This window comes from Amycolatopsis sp. DG1A-15b, from assembly GCF_030285645.1.
In the GTDB taxonomy this organism is placed as follows: Bacteria; Actinomycetota; Actinomycetes; order Mycobacteriales; family Pseudonocardiaceae; genus Amycolatopsis.
In genome coordinates this window covers 8,973,770-8,995,256 of the sequence record NZ_CP127296.1, presented here as the reverse complement: position 1 = coordinate 8,995,256, position 21,487 = coordinate 8,973,770, and the positions used below count along the sequence as shown (strand labels likewise).

The 21,487-nt window shown below is 73.0% G+C and carries 18 protein-coding genes; 5 read left to right on the top strand and 13 right to left on the bottom strand.

Features of this window, described 5'->3' with window-relative positions; genetic code table 11:
- The 3 genes from QRY02_RS41735 to QRY02_RS41725 form a co-directional block, all read right to left on the bottom strand.
- A complete protein-coding gene (locus tag QRY02_RS41735) occupies window positions 1-1,563 on the bottom strand; it encodes a DNA polymerase Y family protein (protein ID WP_285994074.1) in 1,563 nt (520 codons plus the stop codon).
- A gap of 442 nt (window positions 1,564-2,005) precedes the next feature.
- Entirely contained in the window at window positions 2,006-2,701 is a 696-nt protein-coding gene (imuA', locus tag QRY02_RS41730; protein WP_285988198.1) for a DnaE2-dependent mutagenesis accessory factor ImuA', read from the bottom strand.
- A 154-nt stretch (window positions 2,702-2,855) separates the two neighbouring features.
- Entirely contained in the window at window positions 2,856-3,428 is a 573-nt protein-coding gene (locus tag QRY02_RS41725; RefSeq protein ID WP_285988197.1) for an HD domain-containing protein, read from the bottom strand.
- A gap of 53 nt (window positions 3,429-3,481) precedes the next feature.
- On the opposite strand from QRY02_RS41725, the gene QRY02_RS41720 reads away from it, so the two are divergent.
- Together QRY02_RS41720 and QRY02_RS41715 are read left to right on the top strand one after the other, a co-directional pair.
- Window positions 3,482-3,970 (top strand): GNAT family N-acetyltransferase, encoded by a 489-nt coding sequence (locus QRY02_RS41720; RefSeq protein ID WP_285988196.1) that lies wholly within the window; start codon window positions 3,482-3,484, stop codon window positions 3,968-3,970.
- A gap of 45 nt (window positions 3,971-4,015) precedes the next feature.
- Window positions 4,016-4,759 carry a hypothetical protein gene (locus QRY02_RS41715; RefSeq protein WP_285988195.1) on the top strand — a complete coding sequence of 248 codons (744 nt, stop codon included), beginning with the start codon at window positions 4,016-4,018 and terminating at the stop codon, window positions 4,757-4,759.
- Here QRY02_RS41715 and QRY02_RS41710 read toward each other — a convergent pair.
- The 9 genes from QRY02_RS41710 to QRY02_RS41670 form a co-directional block, all read right to left on the bottom strand.
- Window positions 4,756-5,568 (bottom strand): hypothetical protein, encoded by an 813-nt coding sequence (locus tag QRY02_RS41710; RefSeq protein WP_285988194.1) that lies wholly within the window; start codon window positions 5,566-5,568, stop codon window positions 4,756-4,758. The genes QRY02_RS41715 and QRY02_RS41710 overlap by 4 nt on opposite strands.
- A gap of 66 nt (window positions 5,569-5,634) precedes the next feature.
- Entirely contained in the window at window positions 5,635-7,203 is a 1,569-nt protein-coding gene (gene purH, locus QRY02_RS41705) for a bifunctional phosphoribosylaminoimidazolecarboxamide formyltransferase/IMP cyclohydrolase (protein WP_285988193.1), read from the bottom strand.
- Complete coding sequence (purN, locus tag QRY02_RS41700; protein WP_285988192.1) at window positions 7,193-7,810, bottom strand: phosphoribosylglycinamide formyltransferase; 618 nt, start codon at window positions 7,808-7,810, stop codon at window positions 7,193-7,195. The genes purH and purN overlap by 11 nt, the downstream gene beginning before the upstream one ends.
- A 77-nt stretch (window positions 7,811-7,887) precedes the next feature.
- Window positions 7,888-9,372, bottom strand: coding sequence for a cell division protein PerM (locus tag QRY02_RS41695; protein WP_285988191.1), 1,485 nt, complete (start codon window positions 9,370-9,372; stop codon window positions 7,888-7,890).
- 136 nt (window positions 9,373-9,508) lie between these two features.
- A complete protein-coding gene (locus QRY02_RS41690; RefSeq protein ID WP_285988190.1) occupies window positions 9,509-10,309 on the bottom strand; it encodes a DUF5336 domain-containing protein in 801 nt (266 codons plus the stop codon).
- 209 nt (window positions 10,310-10,518) lie between these two features.
- Complete coding sequence (gene sucD / locus QRY02_RS41685) at window positions 10,519-11,409, bottom strand: succinate--CoA ligase subunit alpha (protein WP_285988189.1); 891 nt, start codon at window positions 11,407-11,409, stop codon at window positions 10,519-10,521.
- Between the two features lies 1 nt (window position 11,410).
- Entirely contained in the window at window positions 11,411-12,580 is a 1,170-nt protein-coding gene (gene sucC / locus QRY02_RS41680; protein WP_285988188.1) for an ADP-forming succinate--CoA ligase subunit beta, read from the bottom strand.
- Between the two features lie 118 nt (window positions 12,581-12,698).
- Complete coding sequence (locus tag QRY02_RS41675; RefSeq protein ID WP_285988187.1) at window positions 12,699-13,022, bottom strand: cobalamin B12-binding domain-containing protein; 324 nt, start codon at window positions 13,020-13,022, stop codon at window positions 12,699-12,701.
- Window positions 13,012-14,646 carry a hypothetical protein gene (locus tag QRY02_RS41670; protein WP_285988186.1) on the bottom strand — a complete coding sequence of 545 codons (1,635 nt, stop codon included), beginning with the start codon at window positions 14,644-14,646 and terminating at the stop codon, window positions 13,012-13,014. Before QRY02_RS41670 ends, QRY02_RS41675 begins: the two co-directional genes overlap by 11 nt.
- Window positions 14,647-16,336: 1,690 nt before the next feature.
- On the opposite strand from QRY02_RS41670, the gene QRY02_RS41665 reads away from it, so the two are divergent.
- The gene (locus QRY02_RS41665; protein ID WP_285988185.1) at window positions 16,337-17,017 is read left to right on the top strand and encodes a M23 family metallopeptidase; all 681 of its coding nucleotides are present in this window, start codon (window positions 16,337-16,339) and stop codon (window positions 17,015-17,017) included.
- A gap of 972 nt (window positions 17,018-17,989) precedes the next feature.
- Here the strand turns inward: QRY02_RS41665 and pcrA are convergent.
- Entirely contained in the window at window positions 17,990-20,404 is a 2,415-nt protein-coding gene (gene pcrA / locus QRY02_RS41660) for a DNA helicase PcrA (protein ID WP_285988184.1), read from the bottom strand.
- Window positions 20,405-20,571: 167 nt separating this feature from the next.
- Here pcrA and QRY02_RS41655 point away from each other — a divergent pair, with 167 nt between their 5' ends.
- A complete protein-coding gene (locus tag QRY02_RS41655) occupies window positions 20,572-20,997 on the top strand; it encodes a DUF1707 SHOCT-like domain-containing protein (protein WP_285988183.1) in 426 nt (141 codons plus the stop codon).
- A gap of 161 nt (window positions 20,998-21,158) precedes the next feature.
- On the top strand, window positions 21,159-21,455 hold the full coding sequence (locus QRY02_RS41650) for a chorismate mutase (protein ID WP_013222709.1): 297 nt from the start codon (window positions 21,159-21,161) through the stop codon (window positions 21,453-21,455).
- The last annotated feature ends 32 nt before the right edge of the window (window positions 21,456-21,487 follow it).

Genomic DNA, 21,487 nt, shown 5'->3' with positions numbered 1-21,487 from the left:
TCAGTCGTACACTCCCTCGACCGTCCACAGTGGATTTTCCGTGCCTGCGCAGTGCACCAGCACCGCCTCGGGCGGCTCGTCCCCTTCGCCGGCCAGCACCAGCTGCAGCCGCGCCCGCCGGGGGCCCGGCCGGCGGCGGTCGCCCGTCAGGGGCCACGGGCCCGCCCAGCCCACGACCTCCCGGCCCGCGCCGCCCGCGATGGTGAGGCGTCGCGGGGGTGCCGTGACCTGGTCGCGGGCCGTGATGCCGACGGCCCGGCCGCCGTCGTCGAAGACCTGTGCCGGGACCGGCCGGTCGAGGACCGTCGCCGGGGACGGCGACGGCAGCCGTCCCGGCCAGGTCGCGGCCGGCGGCGTCGTCCGCTCGCGCGGGTCGCCCCAGGGCACCAGCCGGACGCGGCCCGCGGGGTCGCGGCCGCCGTCGAGCACCGGGGTGAGCACGCCTTCGGGCCCGAGCAGGCCCTGGACCCGGACGAACGCGCGGGCGGCGCGCTCGTCGTCCTCGTCGGTACCGCCGTTGCGCCACAGGTCGAGCTGCAGCGACCGCCCTTCGACGACCTCCTCGGGTTCCAGCCGCAGCCGCACGACACCGGACGTCGGACGCTGCCCGGGCGCGGCGCGCAGCCAGCCCTCGAACTGCCAGCGCACGCGATCGGCGACGCCGGCGGGCGTCAGCGGTTCGGCGCACCGCCACGCCCGTCCGAGGTGTTCGCCTTCTTCGGTGACCGCGTAGATGCCGAGCCGCGTGCAGGCGAGGCCGTGCCCGGCGAGGGCCGCGCAGAACCGCGTCGCAAGCCCCTTGGCGAGGAACGCCGCGACGTCGACCCGCTCGACAACGGGGTCGAACTCCTCGGCCAGGGCCAGTTCAGGCGGCGGGCGGCGGCGCAGCGGCGGCCGTTCGGAACGGCCGCGCGCCAGCCGGTGGGCGAGCAGCCCGGCCGCACCGAAGCGGTTGGCGACGTCGCGTTCCGGCAGGGCGGCGAACGCGCCGAGCGTCTTCAGCCCGAGGCGGCGCAGCAGATCGACCAGCTCCGCGCGGTCGGCACCGGGCTGGTCGAGTTCGGTGACCGGAAGCGGGGCGAGGAATTCGGCAACCCGCCCGGCCGCGACGAGTTCACCGCACCGCGCGGCGAGCGTCGCGGCGAACAGCCCCTCGGCGACACCGACCTGACACTCGACCCCGGCCGCGGCGGCGACCTCGTCGAGAAGCCGTTCGACGAGCGCGTGTTCCCCGCCGAAGTAGCCGGCGGCCCCGTCGACGGGAACGGCGACGAGCCCCGGCCGCACGACCTCAACCCCGACAACGAGCCCTTCGACGGCCCGCGCGACGGCTTCGAACAGCCGCGCGTCCCGCCCGTCGTCGGCGGCGAAGACGGCGAGTTCCGGACAGTTCGACTGGGCATCCCGCCGCCGCATCCCCCGCCGGACGCCACTCCGCCGGGCAACGGCGTTGCAGGCAACAACCCGGTTGGCGCTGAAGACGCCAACGGGCAGGGCGGCATCAACCCCGCCCACGGCCGCAGCGGCGACGGCGGGCCAGTCCGGACACCACAGGACGAGCATGCGGACGGGGGCGTCGGGCGCGCTGCGTGGGGACGGGACGGTCACTTGGCCTCCCGAACCCGACCGCCACCCCGACGCGGATGGGGGTGCTGGGGTGCTCGGCTCGCGTGCGTGGAGGGTCGGCCCGCGTGCCCGGGCGGTTGGCTCGCATTGCTGGAGGGTCGGCCCACGCACCGAGAGGGTCGGCTCGCGTGACTGGAGGGTCGGTTCACGTGATTGGAGGGTCGACTCGCGTGATTAGAGGGTCGACTCGCGTGGCTGAAGGCGCGACTCGCGTGACTGGAGGGTCGACACGCGTGGCTGAAGGCGCGACTCGCGTGACTGGAGGGTCGACACGCGTGGCTGAAGGTGCGACTCGCGTGACTGGAGGGTCGACATGCGTGGCTGGAGGGTCGACTCGCCTGGGTGAGGGGTTGGCGTAGGTGGGGAGGCCGGGCGGGGGTCATGCTGTGGCCTCGCGGAGCGAGGGCGCGGCGAGCGCCTGGGTGACCTCGCCGTTGGCTGCCGGGAGGTGGAGATCCGCCGTGACCGGGCGGGCCGCCGCGCCGCGGCCGTGGGCTCGGACCCGTACCCGGCGCGACTCGAGGTGGCCGTACCCGAGTGATGGGCCCGACCAGGGCTCACGGCGGCACGACAGCTCCACGTCCGCTCCGGGCCAAGCCCCGGACGACAGCAGCACCGCACCTCGGTGACGCGCTCGGGCCGACAGCCGTCGCGCCACGGCCGGCTGGACCGTCTCCGAGTGGACCGCCACCAGGTCGACGCCGTCCAGCAACGCCGCGATCACCGCCGGGAGCTCCGCTCCCGGACGCGGGACCAGCGCCAGGCGGGTGACGTCGACCCCGTACTCGGCCGCCGCCGCGATCCCCAGGGATGGCATGCCCGCCACCGCCGCCCAGGAACCCGCGGTCGTCGCCGCGGCGAGGAGGGCGAGCAGCAGCGATGTGCCCCCGTGGACCGCCACCGTGCTCCCGCGCCGGAGCCCGGTGTCGGGCAGCAGCCCGGCCAGCGCCGGGACGACCGGGAGCACCCTTCCCGTCGCCCTGGCCCGCTCGGCCTGGGCCGCCACCCGGCTCGCCGTGCTGACCCCGGGCAAGGCCGCCAGCCGGGCCACCGGCGGCTCCACCACAGCGGTCACCGCACGCACCTCCCCACCACGGACTAGGGCCGGCGGTCGAGCCTCTCCCAAAACGCGACCGACAGCACTGGTTCGCCGCGGGGAAGGCGGCGGTTCCACGTCGAACGCCTGTTCGACTAAGACCAGTCAACCGCGAACCACCCGAGGTGTCAAGTCACCCACTAGTGGGGTATGCGGCCTGGAAGTCCAGGCGCGCGTCGGCGCCGGAAGCGATCCGCTCGAGCTCGTCGTCGAGCGCCAGGAACGTCTCCCACGGCGACCCGCCGAGCGACCCATCGAGCGCCCCGCCGAGCCGCTCGGCGACCCGCTGCTCCAGCTCCGGCACCCGCTTTCCCTTCCACACCTTGTCCGCCAAGCTGACGAGCAGGTCTTCGAAGGTGACGTCCGGCGCGTCCCAAGAACCGTGCGTCCGCGCGAAGCGCGCCAAAGACTCCTCGACCCCGTGCGAAAGCAGCAACGAGTACCCGGCGGGTTCGTGCGCCGATCCGGGACCGGACAGCTCCGCGGGGTGCAGGATCTTCCCGATGTCGTGCGTGGCCGCACCGAACAGCACCGCCGGGACGTCCACCCGCGGCCCCACCCACCCCGTCAGCGCGACCGCGACGTCGTGCACCACCCGCAGGTGCGCGCCCAGCCGGGGCGGCGCGGCCAGGGTTTCCAGCAAGGTCCGCGCCCGGGGCGGCAGCGGGGCGAATCCCGGGGCGTCGAGGGCGTGGCGCAGGTTCACCCCGCCACGGTAATGAAGTTGCCCGCTCCGGCGCCGGTCGCTAGACAGGCGGCGTGGAGCTCACCGACGCCCGCCCCGAAGACTGCCCCGAACTGCTGGTCCTCCAGCGCTGCTGCTGGGTGCAGGAGGCCGTCCTCAACGACACCCTCGACATCCCCGCCCTGCACGAGACCCTCGAAGACGTCCGCGACTGGACGAAAACGTGGTCGGTGTGGGTGCTGCGGCAGGACTACCGGCTGATCGGCGCCGTGCGCGCCCGCCTGGACGGGGACCGCTGGGAACTCGGCAGGCTGATGGTCGCCCCGGACTTCGCCGGGCGCGGACTGGGCCGGCGGCTGCTCGCCCACGCCGAAGCGCAGGCGCCCGTGGAAGCCCGCCGGTTCGCCCTCTTCACCGGCGCGCGCAGCACCCGCAACATCGCGCTGTACCAGCGGGCCGGCTACCGGCTCACCGACGCGCCGGCGCCCGACGGCCACATCGCCGGGGCGGTCTATCTGGAGAAGGACGTCACGCTGCGCGAAAAACCCGGTCCGGCCGCCTGACGCTACGGCGTCGGCTAGATTTCCCGGTGGACTTTGGGAGTGGCGATGACCGAACCGCGGAGACGGCCGATCGTGGCACTCGCCTGCGCCCTCTTCGCGGCGGGAGCGGTCGCCGCCGGCTGCGGGGTTCCGGGCGCCACGGCCGCGGCCACTGCGCCGACGACCATCGGTGCCCAGTGGCGCTCGTTCCGCGCCGACGTCACCGGGATCCGCCCCGGTTCGGACGACCACAGCCTCGTCGTGCAGGTCGACCTACCCGGCAAGGACCCCGGCTGCGTCCAGGAGCCGCGGATCGAACAGGTCGTGGAGGCGAAGACCGACATCCGCGCGGACGTCGTCTACTCGACCCGCCCCGCGGCGGGCGGCTGCCAGGACAAGGTGCCCGCGGAACTGCGGCTGACGACGACGGACCCGATCGCCGACCGGACGGTCATCCTCAACGCCGACGCCGGCAACGCCTGGCACAAGCTGGGCGCGGGCTGGGGCCACTGCGACCGCCAGGGCACCTGCGCCCCGCCCGCCGACCACTGCGATCCGGCGTGGATCGGTGCCGCGGCGTCCGCCGCCGGTGCCGTCGGCCCGGGCACGACGCGCGCGTGCGTGCCGGGCTGGCTGGTCCTCGACCTCCCGCACCACCAGTCCGAGCCGCCGTCCCGCACGGCTTTCCGCTGGAGCGACGCGGGGTGGACGTCGTTCGCGCAGGCCCGGTCCGCCGGCTGCGCGGAGATCCTGGCGGCCGAGCCGAAGTTCCCGGCCGCGCTCTGCAGGGCGCTGCCCGCGCCCGCCTAGCGCGGCAGCTTCTTGACGATCTCCGCGCCGACCGCCTGCACGGCGACGTCGGTCTCGTCCTGCGGCATCGGCGAGTTCGAGAAGAACCCCTTGTCCCAGCCGGACACCTCGAGGATGACGACGGTCGTGCCCTTCAGGACGTGCAGTTCGGACCCGCTGAACGCGCTGTCGGTGGCGAGCCGGACCAGCACCGCCTTGTCGCCGATGCCGCGCACGTCCGTCGGTGGGAGCGCCGGTGCCTTCGGCGTGAACATGTCGTTCGCCTGCTCGCGCGCGCTCTCCCCGGAGTACCGCGTGATCTGGACGTGCATGGTGGCGTCGCGGACGTTCTCGTCCGGCCCCGGCTTCCAGCTGCAGCCCTGCTGCTTGATGCCCGGGAGGTCCTGGGTGCCCTGGCCGCCCAGGACGAAGCTCGGGAAACCCGCCTTCTCCAGCACCGGCGCCGGGACCTGGCACTCGGCGGGCACCGGCGACGACGACGGTGCCGCGCCGGTGCTCGCGAAGTAGTCGCCCGCGAAGATGCCCAGCGGAATGCCCGCGCCGAGCAGCACCACGACGCCGCCGATGATGCCGAGGATCAGCCCGGTCCGCTTCTTCTTCGGCGGCGGCACCGGCGCGCCGTACCCGGCGGGCGGGTACCCGGGCGGATACCCCGGCTGCTGCGGGTAGCCCGGCTGCGGCGGATAACCCTGCTGCGGCGGATATCCGGGCTGCTGGGGATAGCCCTGGTGCGGCGGGTACCCGGACTGCTGTTGCGGGTAGCCCGGGTACCCCTGCTGACCTTGGCCGTACGGCGGCGGTTGCTGCATCGAGCCCTCCCTCTCGAAGCGCGGGTCGTGACATCCGGGGCTTCGCCCCGGAGCCCCCGAAAGCGGTTAGTGCGCGAAGTGGCGCGTTCCCGTCAGGTACATGGTGACGCCCGCCTTTTCCGCGGCCGCGATGACCTCGGGGTCGTGGACCGAGCCGCCGGGCTGCACGATCGCGCGCACGCCCGCCTCGGTCAGCACCTCCAGGCCGTCCGGGAACGGGAAGAACGCGTCCGACGCGCCGACCGCGCCCTTGGCCCGGTCGCCCGCCCGCGAGACCGCGAGTCGCGACGAGTCGACCCGGTTGACCTGGCCCATGCCGACGCCGACGGTCGCCCCGCCGGTGGCCAGCAGGATCGCGTTCGACTTGACCGCGCGCAGCGAGCGCCACGCGAACTCGAGGTCGCGCAGGGTCTGCTCGTCGGCCGGGGCGCCGGTGGCCAGCTTCCAGTTGGCGGGGTCGTCGCCGGAAGCGTCGATCGCGTCGGCGGTCTGCAGCAGGACGCCACCGGAGATCGGGCGGAACTCGATCGGCGACGCCGGGGCGGCCGGCAGCTTCAGCAGCCGGATGTTCTTCTTGCGCTGCAGGATTTCCAGCGCCTCGGCGTCGAAGTCCGGGGCCAGCACGACCTCGGTGAAGACCTCGGCGATCTGCTCGGCGGCCTCGCGGCTGACCGGCCGGTTCGTCGCGATGACGCCGCCGTAGGCCGAAACCGGGTCGCAGGCGTGCGCCTTGCGGTGCGCTTCGGCGACGTCGACGCCGATCGCGAGACCGCACGGGTTGGCGTGTTTGATGATCGCGACGGCGGGCTCGGCGAAGTCGTACGCGGCGCGGCGTGCGGCGTCGGTGTCGACGTAGTTGTTGTAGGACATGGCCTTGCCGTGCAGCTGCTCGGCGTGCGCCAGGCCGGGACGCTCGCTCTTGTACAGCGCGGCCTTCTGGTGCGGGTTCTCGCCGTAGCGCAGGACGTCGGCGCGTTCCCAGGTGGCGCCGAGGAAGTCCGGGAAGCCGGCGTCGGCAGTGTCCGCGTCGGGGGCGTACGCGCTGGCGAACCACGACGCGACAGCCGTGTCGTACGCCGCCGTGTGCGCGTACGCCTGGGCGGCGAGGCGCTTGCGGTCTTCGAACTCGAAGCCGCCGCCGGCGACGCGCTCGAGCACCCAGCCGTAGCGGGCCGGGTCGACGACGACCGCGACGCTGCCGTGGTTCTTCGCCGCCGCGCGGACCATGGCGGGGCCGCCGATGTCGATGTTCTCGACGCAGTCCTCGGGGCTCGCACCGGAGGCGACGGTCTGCGCGAACGGGTACAGGTTCACCACGAGCAGGTCGAACGCCGCGATGTCCAGCTTGCGCAGCTGCTCGACGTGGTCGGGGTTGCCCTGGTCGGCCAGCAGCCCGGCGTGCACGTGCGGGTGCAGCGTCTTGACGCGGCCGTCCAGCGACTCCGGGAAACCGGTGACCTGCTCGACCGGCGTGACCGGGACCCCGGCGTCGGCGATGGCCTTCGCCGTGCCGCCGGTGGAGACGATCTCGACGCCGGCCGCGTGCAGGCCGGTCGCGAGGTCCAGGAGGCCCGCCTTGTCCGAGACGCCGATCAGCGCCCGGCGGACCGGGCGCCGTCCCAGGTCAGTGCTCACGAAATGTCACCTTTCGTCCGTCCACGGTGCAGCCACCGCGGCCGAGTCGCTCGATCGTTTCCACCAGCAGCCTGCGTTCGACGGCCTTGATCCGTTCGTGCAGGACGTCTTCGTCGTCGTCGCTCTCCACGACGACCGCCTCCTGGGCGATGATCGGCCCGGTGTCGACCCCGGCGTCCGCGAAGTGCACGGTCGAGCCGGTGACCTTGACCCCGGCCTCCAGTGCGTCGCGGACCGCGTGCATCCCCGGGAAGGACGGGAGCAGCGCCGGATGCGTGTTGATCACCGTGAAGCGGCCGAGGAACTGCTCGCCGAGGATCTTCATGAACCCGGCGGAGACGACCAGGTCGGGCCGGTACGCCGCGACGGCCTCGGTCAGCGCCTTGTCCCACGCGGCGCGGTCGGGGTGTTCGGCGACGCGGACGCTGAACGACGGGATGCTCAGGCGCTCGGCGCGGGTGAGGGCCTCGATGCCGGTGCGGTCGGCGCCGACGGCGACGACCTTGGCCGGGAAGCCGGACCGCCCGGTGGCGTCCAGCACCGCCTGCAGGAGGGTGCCGGAACCCGACGCGAGCACGACGAGCTTCACCGGAGTGGGCAGGTCCAACCGTTGAGACAGAGCGGGCTCCTTGCCGCGGGCGGTGCGCAGCCGGGCGCACGGCGCTTCACCAGGTCACGTAAACCCTAACGGTCGCCCTCGTCCGGCTCGACGTCGCCGCAGGTCTCGGTGCCTCCGGTCACAGCGCCGCCCGGTTCGGGAGCGGCTTCGGGGACGTCTTCGGCCGGTTCTACGAGGCCCAGCTCGGCGTCGGCCTCGGCTTCGAACTCCGCGTCCTCGGCGGAAATCTCCTCGTCCTCTTCGGACTCTTCGGCGGCTTCAGCCGCCTCGAGTTCCTCGACGGCTTCGGACGCTTCTTCCGTGTCGATGTCGTCGGCGTCCTGGAAGGCCTCGTTGTCTTCGAGCGCTTCGGGCGGCGGAGCGGGCGGCTCGTGCTCGCCCGTGAAGAACGCGACGAACGAACCCGGGATGACGATCCAGCAGAACGCGACGATCGAAGCGACGCCGACCGGGACGCTCACCGGGTCGAACGGGCCGTCACCGAGCCGCCCGCCGGCCAGCGTGCCCAGCACGACGCAGCCGAGCGCGACGACGGCACCGGCGACCGCGACCGCCCGGATGCGCTGCGCCGGATCGGCGTCGGCCTTGCGCAGCGACCAGCCGGCCAGCGCGCCGGCCGCCGCGGGCAGCACCAGCAGCGCCGGCCACCAGGCCGCGTGGTGCCCGGGCAGGCCGCCGAGCAGCGGGACGGCGGGCACGGCGCCGCCGCGGTAGCCGAACATGCCGACGGTGAGCGGCCCGATCGAGAACCCGGGCCCGGTGACGAAGGACAGCGCCGCCGTCACGGCGTTCGGCAGGTACAGCAGCGAGAGCAGGAAGAGCCCGGAACTGGTGCCGAACCCGGGTTCGTAGGTACCGGACACCGTCGCCCACGACAGCCCGGTCGCGACGGTGAACACGGCCGCGCCACCGGCCACCAGGATCGCCAGGCTCATCGCGCCCACGCGCAACCCGCGCAGCGCGAGCGGGTCGATGCGGTCGGCGACGGCGTCCGGCAGCCCGCACGACCGGGTGATGCCCGCGCACGCGGCCGCGGCGGCGAGCAGCCCCGGCACGGCGAAGGCGACCGCCGGGTCGGCCGTCACCGGCGAGCCCTGCGCGCAGAGCGCGACGACCAGCCCGAACACCGCGTGCGCGCCGGTGATCGTGATCAGCACCGGCCGGGCTTCGCGGAACGACCGGCAGCCGAGGCGGCGCGCGGCGCCGGACGCCGTCCGCGCGGCGAGCGCGACGACCCCCAGCGTCGGCAGCAGCGGCAGGACCCCGAGCGGGTGGCCGCCGATACCGAGGCGCACCTGGTGCGCGGCGAGCCAGCCGGGCCCGGCGGCCAGCAGCACGCCGGTGCCGGAGAAGGCGGTGCGGCCGGCGGTGAGGGCGACCAGGGCCAGCACGGTCGCGACGGCGGCGTAGCCGGTGACCAGCGGGCCGAGGGCGGCGGCGAGCAGCACGCGGAGCCGGGACCCCGGGGCGGGTTCGGCGCCGGGTCCGGGCTCGCCCACCGCTTCACCCGGCGGGTGGGGGTCGTCGGTGAGCAACTCCATGATCCGCACCCTGACATCCGGGCTGGTCCATCCGGGTGAGCCACGCCGCCGCCGGGAGCGGGAGCTCACCCGGTCGGGTCTCCCCCGACGCGAAACACCCGCTGTGACACCGAGGGTCACAGCGGGTGTTCGAAGGGGAGCTGTGTCAGTTCGACTTGCCGAAGCCACCGGGCGGCGTGCCCGGGTTCTCCGGCGGCTGCTGCTGGAAGAACTGGCCCTGCATCGGGGCGTACGTCGTGGCCTGCTGGCCCGGCGGCGGCGTGGTCGACGGCGGGTTCGGCGAGCCGTACTGGCCCGGCTGCGAGAACGGCGCCGACGGCTCACCGGTCGGGGCGACCGGCCCCGGCCCGTGGCCCGGCTGGCCGAACTGCTGACCGGACTGGCCCCCTTGACCGGCTTGACCGGACTGGCCGTACTGCTGCTGGCCCGGCTGGCCGTACTGGCCGCCGTAGGACGGCGCGGCGGGCTTCGGCGACGGCGGCTTGATGACGTCGTGCGCGATCAGCAGCGCGCCGACCGCGACGAGCATCTGCAGGATCGCCAGGATCAGGATGACGGTGACGATGCCGGGCGAGGTCTGCAGCCCGACGAGGGTGTCCAGGACCTCGAGTGCGCCGAGGACGCTGAACAGCGCCGCGAACGGCAGCGTCTTCGGGCCCTTGGGCAGCGCGTGCATCGCGGCGAGCAGGCCACCGCCGAGCAGGAACGTCCCGCCGAGGCCGACTTCACCGTTGTCGGAGAAGCCGAGGAAGTACTGCACGAGGCCGAGGCCGGCGACGACCAGGGCGAGCAGCAGCGGCAGGTTCTGCGGCAGGCCGGCCCCACCGGAGGGCGCCTGGTGCGAATGCGGCGGCTGCTGCGACGGGAAGCCGCTGGACGGCGGTCCGGGGGGCTGCTGGCCGCCACCCTGCTGGGGGTAGCCGGGCCCACCGCTGGGGAAGGTCATCGGATGCACTCCTGTCGGTTCGACCGGCACTCCGGGCGCGCGGGCGCCCGGAAGAAAGACGAGGCGGCTTGTGTGCGCAGAACGCTAGCGCACTCGAAGGCCGTCAGCCCACCAGACGTGTGAATACCTCGCCCGGTTTCATACCGAAACGAAGTAAGGCCGGGCACCCGACTGGGTGCCCGGCCTCACCAGGAGTTACTGCGTCAACCTCAGCCGAGGTTGTTGTACAGCTCACGCGCGAGGACGGCGGTCTCGCTCGGGGTCTTGCCGACCTTGACGCCGGCGGCCTCGAGGGCCTCCTTCTTCGCGGCGGCCGTGCCGGAGGAGCCCGACACGATGGCGCCCGCGTGGCCCATGGTCTTGCCCTCGGGCGCGGTGAAGCCCGCGACGTAGCCGACGACCGGCTTCGTAACGTTCTCCTTGATGTAGGCCGCGGCGCGCTCTTCGGCGTCGCCGCCGATCTCGCCGATCATCACGATGACCTTGGTCTCGGGGTCCGCCTCGAACGCCTCGAGGGCGTCGATGTGCGTGGTGCCGATGATCGGGTCACCGCCGATGCCGACCGCGGTGGAGAAGCCGATGTCCCGCAGCTCGTACATCATCTGGTAGGTCAGCGTGCCGGACTTCGACACGAGGCCGATGTGGCCGGGGCCGGTGATGTCGGCCGGGATGATGCCGGCGTTCGACTTGCCCGGGCTGATCACGCCGGGGCAGTTCGGGCCGATGATCCGGGTCGTGTTGCCCTTCGCGACGGCGTGGGCCCAGAAGTAGGCCGAGTCGTGCACCGGGATGCCCTCGGTGATCACCACGGCGAGCGGGATCTCGGCGTCGATCGCCTCGATGACCGCGTCCTTGGCGAACTTCGGCGGCACGAAGATGACCGACACGTCGGCGCCGGTCTCCTTGATCGCCTCTTCGACGGTGCCGAAGACCTTGAGGTCCTTGCCCTCGATGGTGACGGTCTGACCGGCCTTGCGGGCGTTGACACCGCCCACGATGTTCGTGCCGGACTTCAGCATCTTGGTGGCGTGCTTCATGCCCTCGGAGCCGGTGAGCCCCTGGACGATGACCTTGCTGTTCTCGTTCAGGAAGATCGACATCTCACGCACCTGCCGCGGCGAGCTCGGCAGCCTTGTCGGCCGCGTTGTCCATTGTGTCCACCACGGTGACCAGCGGGTGGTTCGCGTCCGCGAGGATCTGGCGACCCTCGACGACGTTGTTGCCGTCCAGGCGGACGACCAGCGGCTTGGTGGCCTCGTCGCCCAGGATCTTCAGGGCCTCGACGATGCCGTTCGCCACCGCGTCGCAGGCGGTGATGCCGCCGAAGACGTTGACGAAGACGCTCTTCACGTCGGTGTCGTTGAGGATGACGTCCAGCCCGGCCGCCATGACCTCGGCCGACGCGCCGCCGCCGATGTCGAGGAAGTTCGCCGGCTTCACGCCGCCGTGCTTCTCACCCGCGTACGCCACGACGTCCAAAGTGGACATCACGAGACCCGCGCCGTTGCCGATGATGCCGACCTGGCCGTCGAGCTTGACGTAGTTGAGGTTCTTGGCCTTGGCCTTCGCCTCGAGCGGGTTCTCCGCGTCCTTGTCCACCAGGGCCTCGTGGCCCGGCTGGCGGAAGTCCGCGTTCTCGTCGAGGGTGACCTTGCCGTCGAGGGCGATGATCTTGTCCTGCGGGTCACGGACCAGCGGGTTGACCTCGACCAGGGTGGCGTCCTCGGAGACGAAGGTCTCCCAGAGCTTCACCACGACGTCGGCGGCCTCGTCGATGATGTCGGCCGGGAAGTTGCCGCCCTTCAGGATCTCGAGCGCCTTCGCCTTGTCCACGCCGGCGATCGCGTCGACCGGGATCTTCGCGAGCGCGTCGGGGCGTTCGACCGCGAGCTGCTCGATCTCCATGCCGCCCTCGGAGGACGCCATCGCCAGGAACGTGCGGTTCGCGCGGTCCAGCAGGAAGGAGAAGTAGTACTCGGACGCGATGTCCGAGGCTTCGGCCACGAGCACGCGACGCGTGATGTGGCCCTTGATGTCGAGGCCGAGGATGGCTTCCGCCTTCTCCTTCGCCTCGTCCGGCGTCTGGGCCAGCTTGACGCCGCCCGCCTTGCCGCGGCCGCCGACCTTCACCTGCGCCTTGACGACGACCTGGTTACCGATCTGCTCCGCGGCGGCCTTGGCTTCTTCGGGGGTGCTAGCCACCGAGCCCGGCAGAACCGGTACTCCGTGGGCGGCGAAGAGATCCCTCGCCTGGTACTCGTAGAGGTCCACTACTCCAGTCTCCTGACGACACGCCACTGCAGGTGGTCCGCGACCGGACCGCGCTGTCGGACCAGTCGAGGTTAGCGACCTGCGCAGACGCAGGGGACTCCGCACCTGGTGAAGTCGGTCACCGTACGCGGTCAGACGGTGCTTCACCGGTGTGAGACCGCCCACCGGCGAGCTGTTTCACCACCTCCGAGGCGGTCTCGGCCGTGAAGACGGGAACACCCCCGAGCGCGTCCTCGAGGTCTTCGGGCGGGGCGGCGCCGAGCACGCCGACCGCGTCGGGGTCCTCTTGTTCGGCGGTGCGGAGGATCTGTTCGACGGTGCCCACGGGCCCGGCGTGGACGACCTCCACGCCGTCGTCGCGCAGGACACGGCCCAGCGCGACGGCCGCCGGATCGGGTTTCTCGAACTCCACGAGCAGCACCCGCAGACGCTCACGGCGCACGGCGTCCCCCGGCGGCCGAGAGGCCGGCGGCGGCGAGCAACGCGGCCGTGGCGGCGAGCGCGACCCAGAACCCGGCGGCCGGGCTCGCCCCGCCGAGCGAGCCGCCGACGAGCGGCAGCTCCGCGGCGTGCAGCGCGGTCAGCAGGGCGGCGCCGGCGAGCAGGGCGGCCGCCGGCTTCGGCCGGGACCGCGTCGCGAGCGCGGCCGCGCCGACGACGACCACGGCGGCGGTCAGCAGGCCCCACGACGGCGTGTCGAGGTGGGACCAGAGGCCCGCGGCGACGTAGCCGGGAACGGCGAAGACGGGCAGCCCGAACGCGGCGACGGCCAGGATCGCCCCCGCCGCGACGGGCGTGAGTGTCCGGTGGTCCGGCTCGGCGCCGTCCCCGGCGTCTTCGCGTTCGACGACACCGGTGCCGGCGGCGGCGAGCGCGGCCAGGGCGGCGAGCACGAGCGCGGCGAACGTCCAGGCGGCACCGGCCCCGAGGTCGTAGCTGAAGACGGGGGCGGCCGCGCCCCCGAAGCCGGCGAGGTTGCCGGCCTGGGTGGCGGTCAGCGCGGTGTTGAGGACGGCCGTGCCGGCCAGGACGATCCCGGCCCAGGCCACCCCGAGCACGGGCCGCGCGACGGCGGCGGTCTTCGGGAGGAGCACCCCGGCGGCGGGGACGGCGAGCACGAGCGCGGCGGCGAGGAGGAACCAGCGCGCGGGACTGTCGGCGGCGGCGCTGACCGGCGTGGTGGCGCCCGGGTTCAGCGCGGTGACGGCGACCTGCGGCGCGAAGGCGCCGATGAGCGCGGCGATCGCGGTGGCGAGACCGAGCAGGCCGGTGGTGAGCCGCCACCAGAAGAGCCCGGGGAGCTTCGCGCTGCCGGCGAGGTCGGCTTCGGACTTTTCGGTGCGCTCGGTCAGCCGCGTGCCCGCGAGGCCGCCGACGACGGCCGCCGCGACGAGTGCGAGCGCCGGTCCCCAGGTGACGTCCAGGTCAGCCCGGAAGAGCCCGGCGAGAACGGGCGGCGCGGCCACCCCGACGGCCGCGGCGGCCAGCCCGGCGAGAGCCCCCCGGGCGACGTGCTCGGCCGGAGCGGCGAGGGCGAGCACGGCGGCGAGCGGCAGGGCGGCGGCGACCAGGAGGTAGCCGCCGAGCGCGGGCCAGGGACCTTCGAAGGCGGCGCGGGCGAGCAGGAAGCCGTTGCCGGAGTGGACCGGAGCGGTGAGCAGCCCGGCCCCGGCGACGACGGCGAGCAGCGGGACGAGCAGCCGCCACCGCCGGCGTTCCGGCTCGTCGTGGTTCCGCAGGGCCCGCCACGCGACGACCCCGGCGGCCGCGGTCAGGACGTGCCCGGCGACGAGCAGCCAGAACCCGCCGCCGACGGCGGAGCTGCCGAGGAACCGGTCGGGCAGGTAGAGCTCGGGCCGGATGGTGAGCGGGCCGTTGACGGCGAACTGCAGGTCGAGGACCAGCCGCCCGGGAGCGAGGGCGGCCAGCCCGAGAACGAGGCCCCCGCCCAGGCCAGGTTTCCCGACGGCGGCGAACCAGATGGCGGCAACGGCGGGCGCGAGAGCGAGGAGGGCGAGCCACGGCCAACTGGTGAACCCGGGCCCGGCGGCGGGCGAAACGGGCACGACCGAGGCGGCGGTGAGGGCGACGGCGCCGAGAGCGGCCAGGGCCAGGGCGGTTTTCAGGGCGCTGGAGGAGCGGGTTTCGGTGTCGTCGGCCCAGGGCCCGCTCTCGTCGCCCGGCGAGGCGACGGAGGTGTGCGGCTTGCCGGGGGTGCGGCTTGGTTGCGAGGGGTTGCTGCGCGTTTGGGCAGTTCGGCCGGCTGATGCGGGCTGGGGGGAACTGCTTGCGGGACCTTGCGGCGCGCCGGAAACGCTACCGGCGGCGGGGACGGGCCGGGTGGGCTCGCCGGACCGGTCGGCGCCGGTGGAATCGGCCGCCGAGGCAGCGGCCCTGGGCGCACCCGGCACACCGCCCGCGGCAGGCACGGGCCGCGTTGGCTCGCCGGAGCGGTCGATGCCAGCGGAATCGCCCGCCGGGGCAGCACTCGCTGCGCCTCCCGCGGCAGGCACCGGACGCGTGGGCTCGCCAGACCGGTTGGCGACTGCGGAATCGCGCGCCGAAGCAGCAGCCCCGGGCACATCTCCCCCGGCAGGCACCGGCCGCGCCCGCTCGCCGGTCCGGTCGGCACCTGCGGAATCGCCCGCCGGGGCAGCACCCGCCGCGCCTCCCGCGGCAGGCACCGGCCGCGTCGGCTCGCCAGACCGGTCGACGCCAGCGGAATCGCGCGCCGAGGCAGCACCCGCCGCGCCTCCCGCGGCGGGCACGGGCCGTGTTGGCTCGCCGGACCGGTCGGCGTCGGCGGAATCGCCCGCAGGTGCCGCGCCCGCCGTGCCGCCCGCGACAGGCACCGTCCGCGCCCGCTCACCGGACCGGTTGGCGCCGGCGGAATCGCCCGCCGCGCCTCCTACGGCAGGCGCCTGCCGCGCCCGCTCACCGGACCGGTCGCCGGCGGCGGAACCGGCCGCCGAGGGAGCGCCCGCGGGCGCATCCGGCATGCCTCCCGCGGCAGGCACCGGACGCGTGGGCTCGTGGGGACCCGGTGCGCTCCGGTCCGTGGAGGGTGGGGCCTGCGCAGACCCCGGCCGGGGCGGGGGCGGGCTCGGGGGCGCGTTGTCCGGGCCTCGTGCCTCGGGTTCTTGGCGGGGGCCGGGGGTGCTTCCGGTGGGGGGCTCTGCGCGTGGGGGCATATTGCCCGCGACGCTAGCAAGTTCGGGCCGCCCGGGAGCCGTGGCGGGGCGCGAGTCGTCGGACGCGCTTCAACCCTCCTCCGCAATTCGTTATTCCGGCCTTCGGAGGCTCTTCGGACGCTCCGGAGGCCCCGTTGGGCCATTTGGTGGGCCTTCAGCACCCGTCAAGCCTGTAAGGCAAGTCACACCGAACGCCGTAAACCCCCTCTAACTTTGGGTGATTTCCACAGGTGAGCGGGGTGGCGGTTCCACCCGATCGGCCGACAGCGGGGGCACGTCTTGCCGACAGCGGTACCCCTTCGTTACTGTCCCGGGGTCCCCATTACAGTCAGGTCACGAAGTAGGACGCGAGCAAACCACCCCCGAGGTTGGCTCATCGGGTTCCCCCGCCCACAGTCCTCGACCCGACTCCCCGACGATGGAAGGCCCTGTCTTGGCTTCACACCGCTCCCCCGGCGGCCAAGCTCCTTCCCCGGCATTGAAGGACGCACTGGAAGGTGCGGTCGTTCGTGTCCGGGGTGCGCACCGCATCGCCCCGCCCTCTTCGGCCCTTCGCGGCCGTGTCGTGGTTGCCGCTGTTGCGGCTGGTGCGTTCGCCGCCGCTGCTGCGGGCTCGACCCTCAAGACAGTCACCGACACCGACACCGCCGTCACGCCGCTGGCCAACAGCCAGGACGCCAGCGCTTCCCTGACCGCGGGAGGTGCGGGCTCCGGGGGTGCCCCCGAGCTCCTGCCGACCGGCCACACCGTCGACGCCTCCGCCGAGGCCGCCAAGCTCGCCGACAGCGCCTCCGTCACGCAGGCCCGTGAGCAGCGCGAAGCCGACGCCGCCAAGAAGGCCGCCGAAGAAGCCTCTCGCCCCAAGACCTGCCTGCCCGCGCACGGCACCTTCACCTCCGGCTTCGGTGCCCGCTGGGGCACGAGCCACCTCGGTATTGACATCGCCAACGCCATCGGCACCCCGATCTACGCCGCCTCCGACGGCACCGTGATCGAGGCCGGCCCGGCCAGCGGCTTCGGCCTCTGGGTGCGGGTCCAGCTCGACGACGGCACGATCCAGGTCTACGGCCACATGAACAAGTACTCCGTCGAGGCGGGCCAGAAGGTCAAGTGCGGCCAGCAGATCGCCGAGATCGGCAACCGCGGCCAGAGCACCGGCCCGCACCTGCACTTCGAGGTCTGGCAGAACGGCACCAAGAAGATCGACCCCCGGCCCTGGCTGGCCGCGCGCGGCATCGTTCTCTGATCCGTTCGCTCCCGGCACGGGAGCCGGCACCACCAGCGCGTACGACAGCGGAAACCCGGCCGTAGAGCGCTCATCCGCTCCGGCCGGGACACCGCGGGCAACGGCAGCCGACGAAGAGCGCTGACCACACGCGCTCCGCCGAGCCACTCGTACGCTGAAACCGGTCACAAGATCAAGGTTGGCCACTGCGGGCCAAACGCAAACACTCCTATCGGGTACGTCTCCGCTCCCCGGCGAAGGCCGCCGGACGTCATCGAGCGGCTCCGGCACGGTCATCGCTCCTCCGGAGCCGATCGCGCGGGAGTTTTCCGGACACGGCTCGCCCGCGTCGACCTCCAGGCCGATCGCACCCGACAGCGGAACCGCCCCAGACCGCGGCGAATCCTCGCCGGCGTCCGAAGTCACGGCAGATCCGATCCAAGCCGCCCACAGCCGACTCAGCGCCCGCAACCGCCTACCGCTGTCCGCCCGGCAAACGGCGGATGAAGTACGCCACCGCGACCTGCCACACCGTGCACAGCTCCGCTGGCTGCCGGACCGGCAGCCAGCCCCAGGGCACAACTCCCCTTGCGCCCCCCGCGGAGCGGACACGCGCGGCACTCCGGGCCCTGGTCGTCCAGCGGCGTCCCCGGCCGCAGGTGACACAACGCCCGTCCGCGCCGAGCTCGTGCTGCCTGAGCAGCGCTCGCCAGGCGGCGGCCAGCCGGCACGCCTCCGCTCCCGCACGCGAAGGAATTCCCGAAGCCCCCGAAGGCTCCCGACCCCGATCCGGAACCGTCGACCCCAGGACTCCTCGCAGGTATTTTTGTACCCCCTCGGCCAACAGCCCAAACAGCACCGCGTCCACACCACATTACCCCCTCCATCGAACCTTTGTTCGATTGCGGGGTCAGTTCTACCGGGTGGGTACGACGATTCCGGCGGCGATCTCAGAGATCGCCGCCGGATTCACTCGGACGAGTGGCGCTTTGGCTAGAGCTTCACCATCGGGACGCTGCCGATGAGCATCAGGCGGACCTTGCCCGCCTGACCGAAGTCGATCGTGGCCGTCGCGCGCGGGCCGACCCCGTCGCAGGAGATCACCGTGCCGAGGCCGTACTTGTCGTGGCTGACGCGGTCGCCGACGTCCAGCTTCAGCGCCACCGTGTCCTTCCAGCCCTTGCCGAACGACGGCGTGCCCGACGAAGACGGCGAAGAAGACCGACGGCCGCCCCAGGTGGTCGCCGCCCGCGGGGTGCCGCGCGAACCGGAACCGAACGAGCCGAAGCCGCCGCTGGACGGCTCCAGCCGCCGCCAGTCGACCAGGTCCGGCGGCAGCTCGTCGAGGAACCGCGAAGCCGGGTTCATCGACGGCTGGCCCCACGCCGAGCGCGTGATCGCGCGCGAGACGTACAACCGCTTCCGGGCGCGCGTGATCGCGACGTACGCCAGCCGTCGCTCCTCGGCCAGCTCCGTCGGGTCGCCCAGCGCCCGCATGTGCGGGAAGACGCCGTCCTCCCAGCCGGTGCAGAACACCACCGGGTACTCCAGGCCCTTCGCGGTGTGCACGGTCATCAGCGTGACCACACCCGCACCGCCGTCGCCTTCGTCGCCGCCGTCGGGTGAAGGCACCGAGTCGGCGTCCGCGACCAGCGACACGCGCTCGAGGAACGCCGGCAGCGAGCCCGGCGCCGGGACGCCCTCGTCCACGACCAGTTCGGCGTTCTCGTCCGCGACGACCGCGGCGGTGATCTCGGCGAATTCGCGCGCCACCGTGACGAGCTCGTCGAGGTTTTCCACGCGCGTGTGGTCCTGCGGGTCTTCCGACTCCTCGAGCTCGACGCGGTAACCGGTCTTGTCGAGCACCGCTTCCAGGACGTCGTGCACCTCGGCGCCGTCCGCAATCAGCGTCCCGAGCTCGTCGAGCAGCGCCACGAACCCGCCGATCGCCTTGACCGAGCGCGGGTTCAGCAACGGCACCTTGCCCTCGACGGCGTCCCGCAGCGCGGCCGCGAACGAGATCCGCTCGCGCTCGGCGTGCGTCGCCACGACGGCCTCCGCGCGGTCGCCGATGCCGCGCTTGGGGACGTTCAGCACGCGGCGCAGGCTGACCGTGTCCTCGGGGTTCGCCAGCACCCGCAGGTACGCGATCATGTCGCGGACCTCGCGGCGTTCGTAGAACCGCACGCCGCCGACGACCTTGTACGGCAGGCCGAGCCGGATGAAGATCTCTTCGAAGACGCGGGACTGGTTGTTGGTGCGGTAGAAGACGGCGACGTCGGAGTAGTCGGCTTCGCCCTTCTCCGCCAGCGCGTCGATTTCGCCCGCGACGAACGCGGCTTCGTCGTGGTCGTTGTCCGCGACGTAGCCGACGATCTTCTCGCCGTCGCCCGAATCCGTCCACAGCCGCTTGGCCCGCCGGTTCGGGTTCCGCTCGATCACGGCGTTGGCCGCGTTCAGGATCGTCTGCGTGGAGCGGTAGTTCTGCTCCAGCAGGATGGTGCGCGCGTTCGGGAAGTCCCGCTCGAACTCCTCGATGTTGCGGATCGTCGCGCCACGGAAGGCGTAGATCGACTGGTCCGCGTCACCGACGACGACCAGCTCGGCCGGCTCGACACCCGCTTCGTTCGGCGCGGTCCCGGCCAGCTCGCGGACCAGGGTGTACTGCGCGTGGTTCGTGTCCTGGTACTCGTCGACCAGCACGTGGCGGAAGCGCCGCCGGTAGTACTCGGCGACGTCCGGGAACGCCTGCAGCAGCGAGACCGTGCGCATGATGAGGTCGTCGAAGTCGAAGGCGTTGGCCTGGTTCAGCCGCCGCTGGTACTCGCCGTAGACCTCGGCGACGCGGCGCTCGAGGTCGTTGCCCGCGTTCGCCGCCGCCGTCTCCGGGTCGGTGAGCTCGTTCTTCAGGTTCGAGATGTGCACGGCGAGCGTGCGGGCGGCGTAGCGCTTCGGGTCGATGTCGAGGTCCCGCGCCACCAGGGTGATCAGCCGCTTGGTGTCGTCGGAGTCGTAGATGGAGAAACTCGACGACATGTCCAGGACCTTGGCTTCACGGCGCAGGATCCGCACGCACATGGAGTGGAACGTCGACACCCACATCGCGTTCGCGCGGCGCCCGACGAGCGCGGCGACGCGCTCGCGCATTTCGGCGGCGGCCTTGTTGGTGAACGTGATCGCCATGATTTCGCCCGGGTGCACGCGGCGCTGCCCGAGCAGGTAGGCGATCCGGCGGGTCAGCACCCGGGTCTTGCCCGATCCCGCGCCCGCCACCACCAGCAGCGGGCCACCGGCGTGGGTGACGGCTTCGCGCTGGGCGGGGTTGAGGTCGTCGAGCAGCTCGGCCTGCCCGCCGGCGGCGGGCTTGCGCACAGGGGTCGCGGCGGGGAGATCGAAGAGGGTGTCCATCGTGCGTCCACGCTACCCCGGGTGGGTGGGAGTGCGGCACAGCGTGCCGACGCGAGCCGCTCCGGTGGCGGGGCGGTCAGCGAGAGCGGCTACGGCGGTGGGCGTAGCGCCGGATGTCGCTTGCCACCCGACGCGCCGCGGGCTCCACGCGCGGAGCATCGGTGGACATGGAAGACACCAGCTCCGCCCGCATCCGGGCCGCCGACGCCGATCGTGAACGCGTCGCCACCACCGTCCAGACCGCCGGTGCCGAAGGCCGGCTCACCCTCGACGAGGTCGAAGAGCGCCTCAGCCGCGTCTACTCCGCGCGGTTCACCGACGAACTCGCCGCGCTCACCACCGACCTGCCGCGGCCCGCGCCGCCGTCGCCCGGCTTCCCGCTGACCCGGGAGGCGCTGCGGCGCCATCCCGCGCTGCGCGTCCACCTCGCCGTCGTGGTCGCGATCGCCGTGCTGGTGGTCGTCCGGTGGGCGGTGCTGGGCGCCGGGTTCTTCTGGCCGGCGTTCCCGCTGTTCTGGCTCGGGGTGAGCCTCTTGGTCCACGCCCGGGTGCGCTCGGTCCGGGAGCGGCCCCGTGCCGCTGTGCCATACTGAGCACATGCGGCACCACGCAGAGCGATTTTTCTACGGGATCCGGACTCCGGCTCCCGTGATCGCGTAGTGCCCGAACCGCCATCACGCCAGCCCCGGAGTCCACGGACCCGGGGCTGTCGCCGTCCCTGGGGCCGGGTCCGGGCTTCGAGGAAGAGGTCCCGATGAACGCACACGCGACGAACGCCGACGGCCAGCCCGCCGAGCACACTCCCGCGGGCGACGACATCGCGTCGCTCCGCGAGGAGATCGACTGGCTGGACAAGGAGATCCTGCGGCTGGTGAAACGCCGGGTCGAGGTGTCCAAGACGATCGGGGCCGCGCGGATGGCCGCCGGCGGCACGCGCATCGTCTACAACCGCGAGATGGACGTGCTCGCGCGCTACCGCGAGCTCGGCCCGGACGGCCGGCAGCTGGCGATGGCGCTGCTGAACCTGGGCCGCGGGCGGCTCGGCCGGTAACGGTTACCCGAATTCGGGGACTTCCCCGAGGC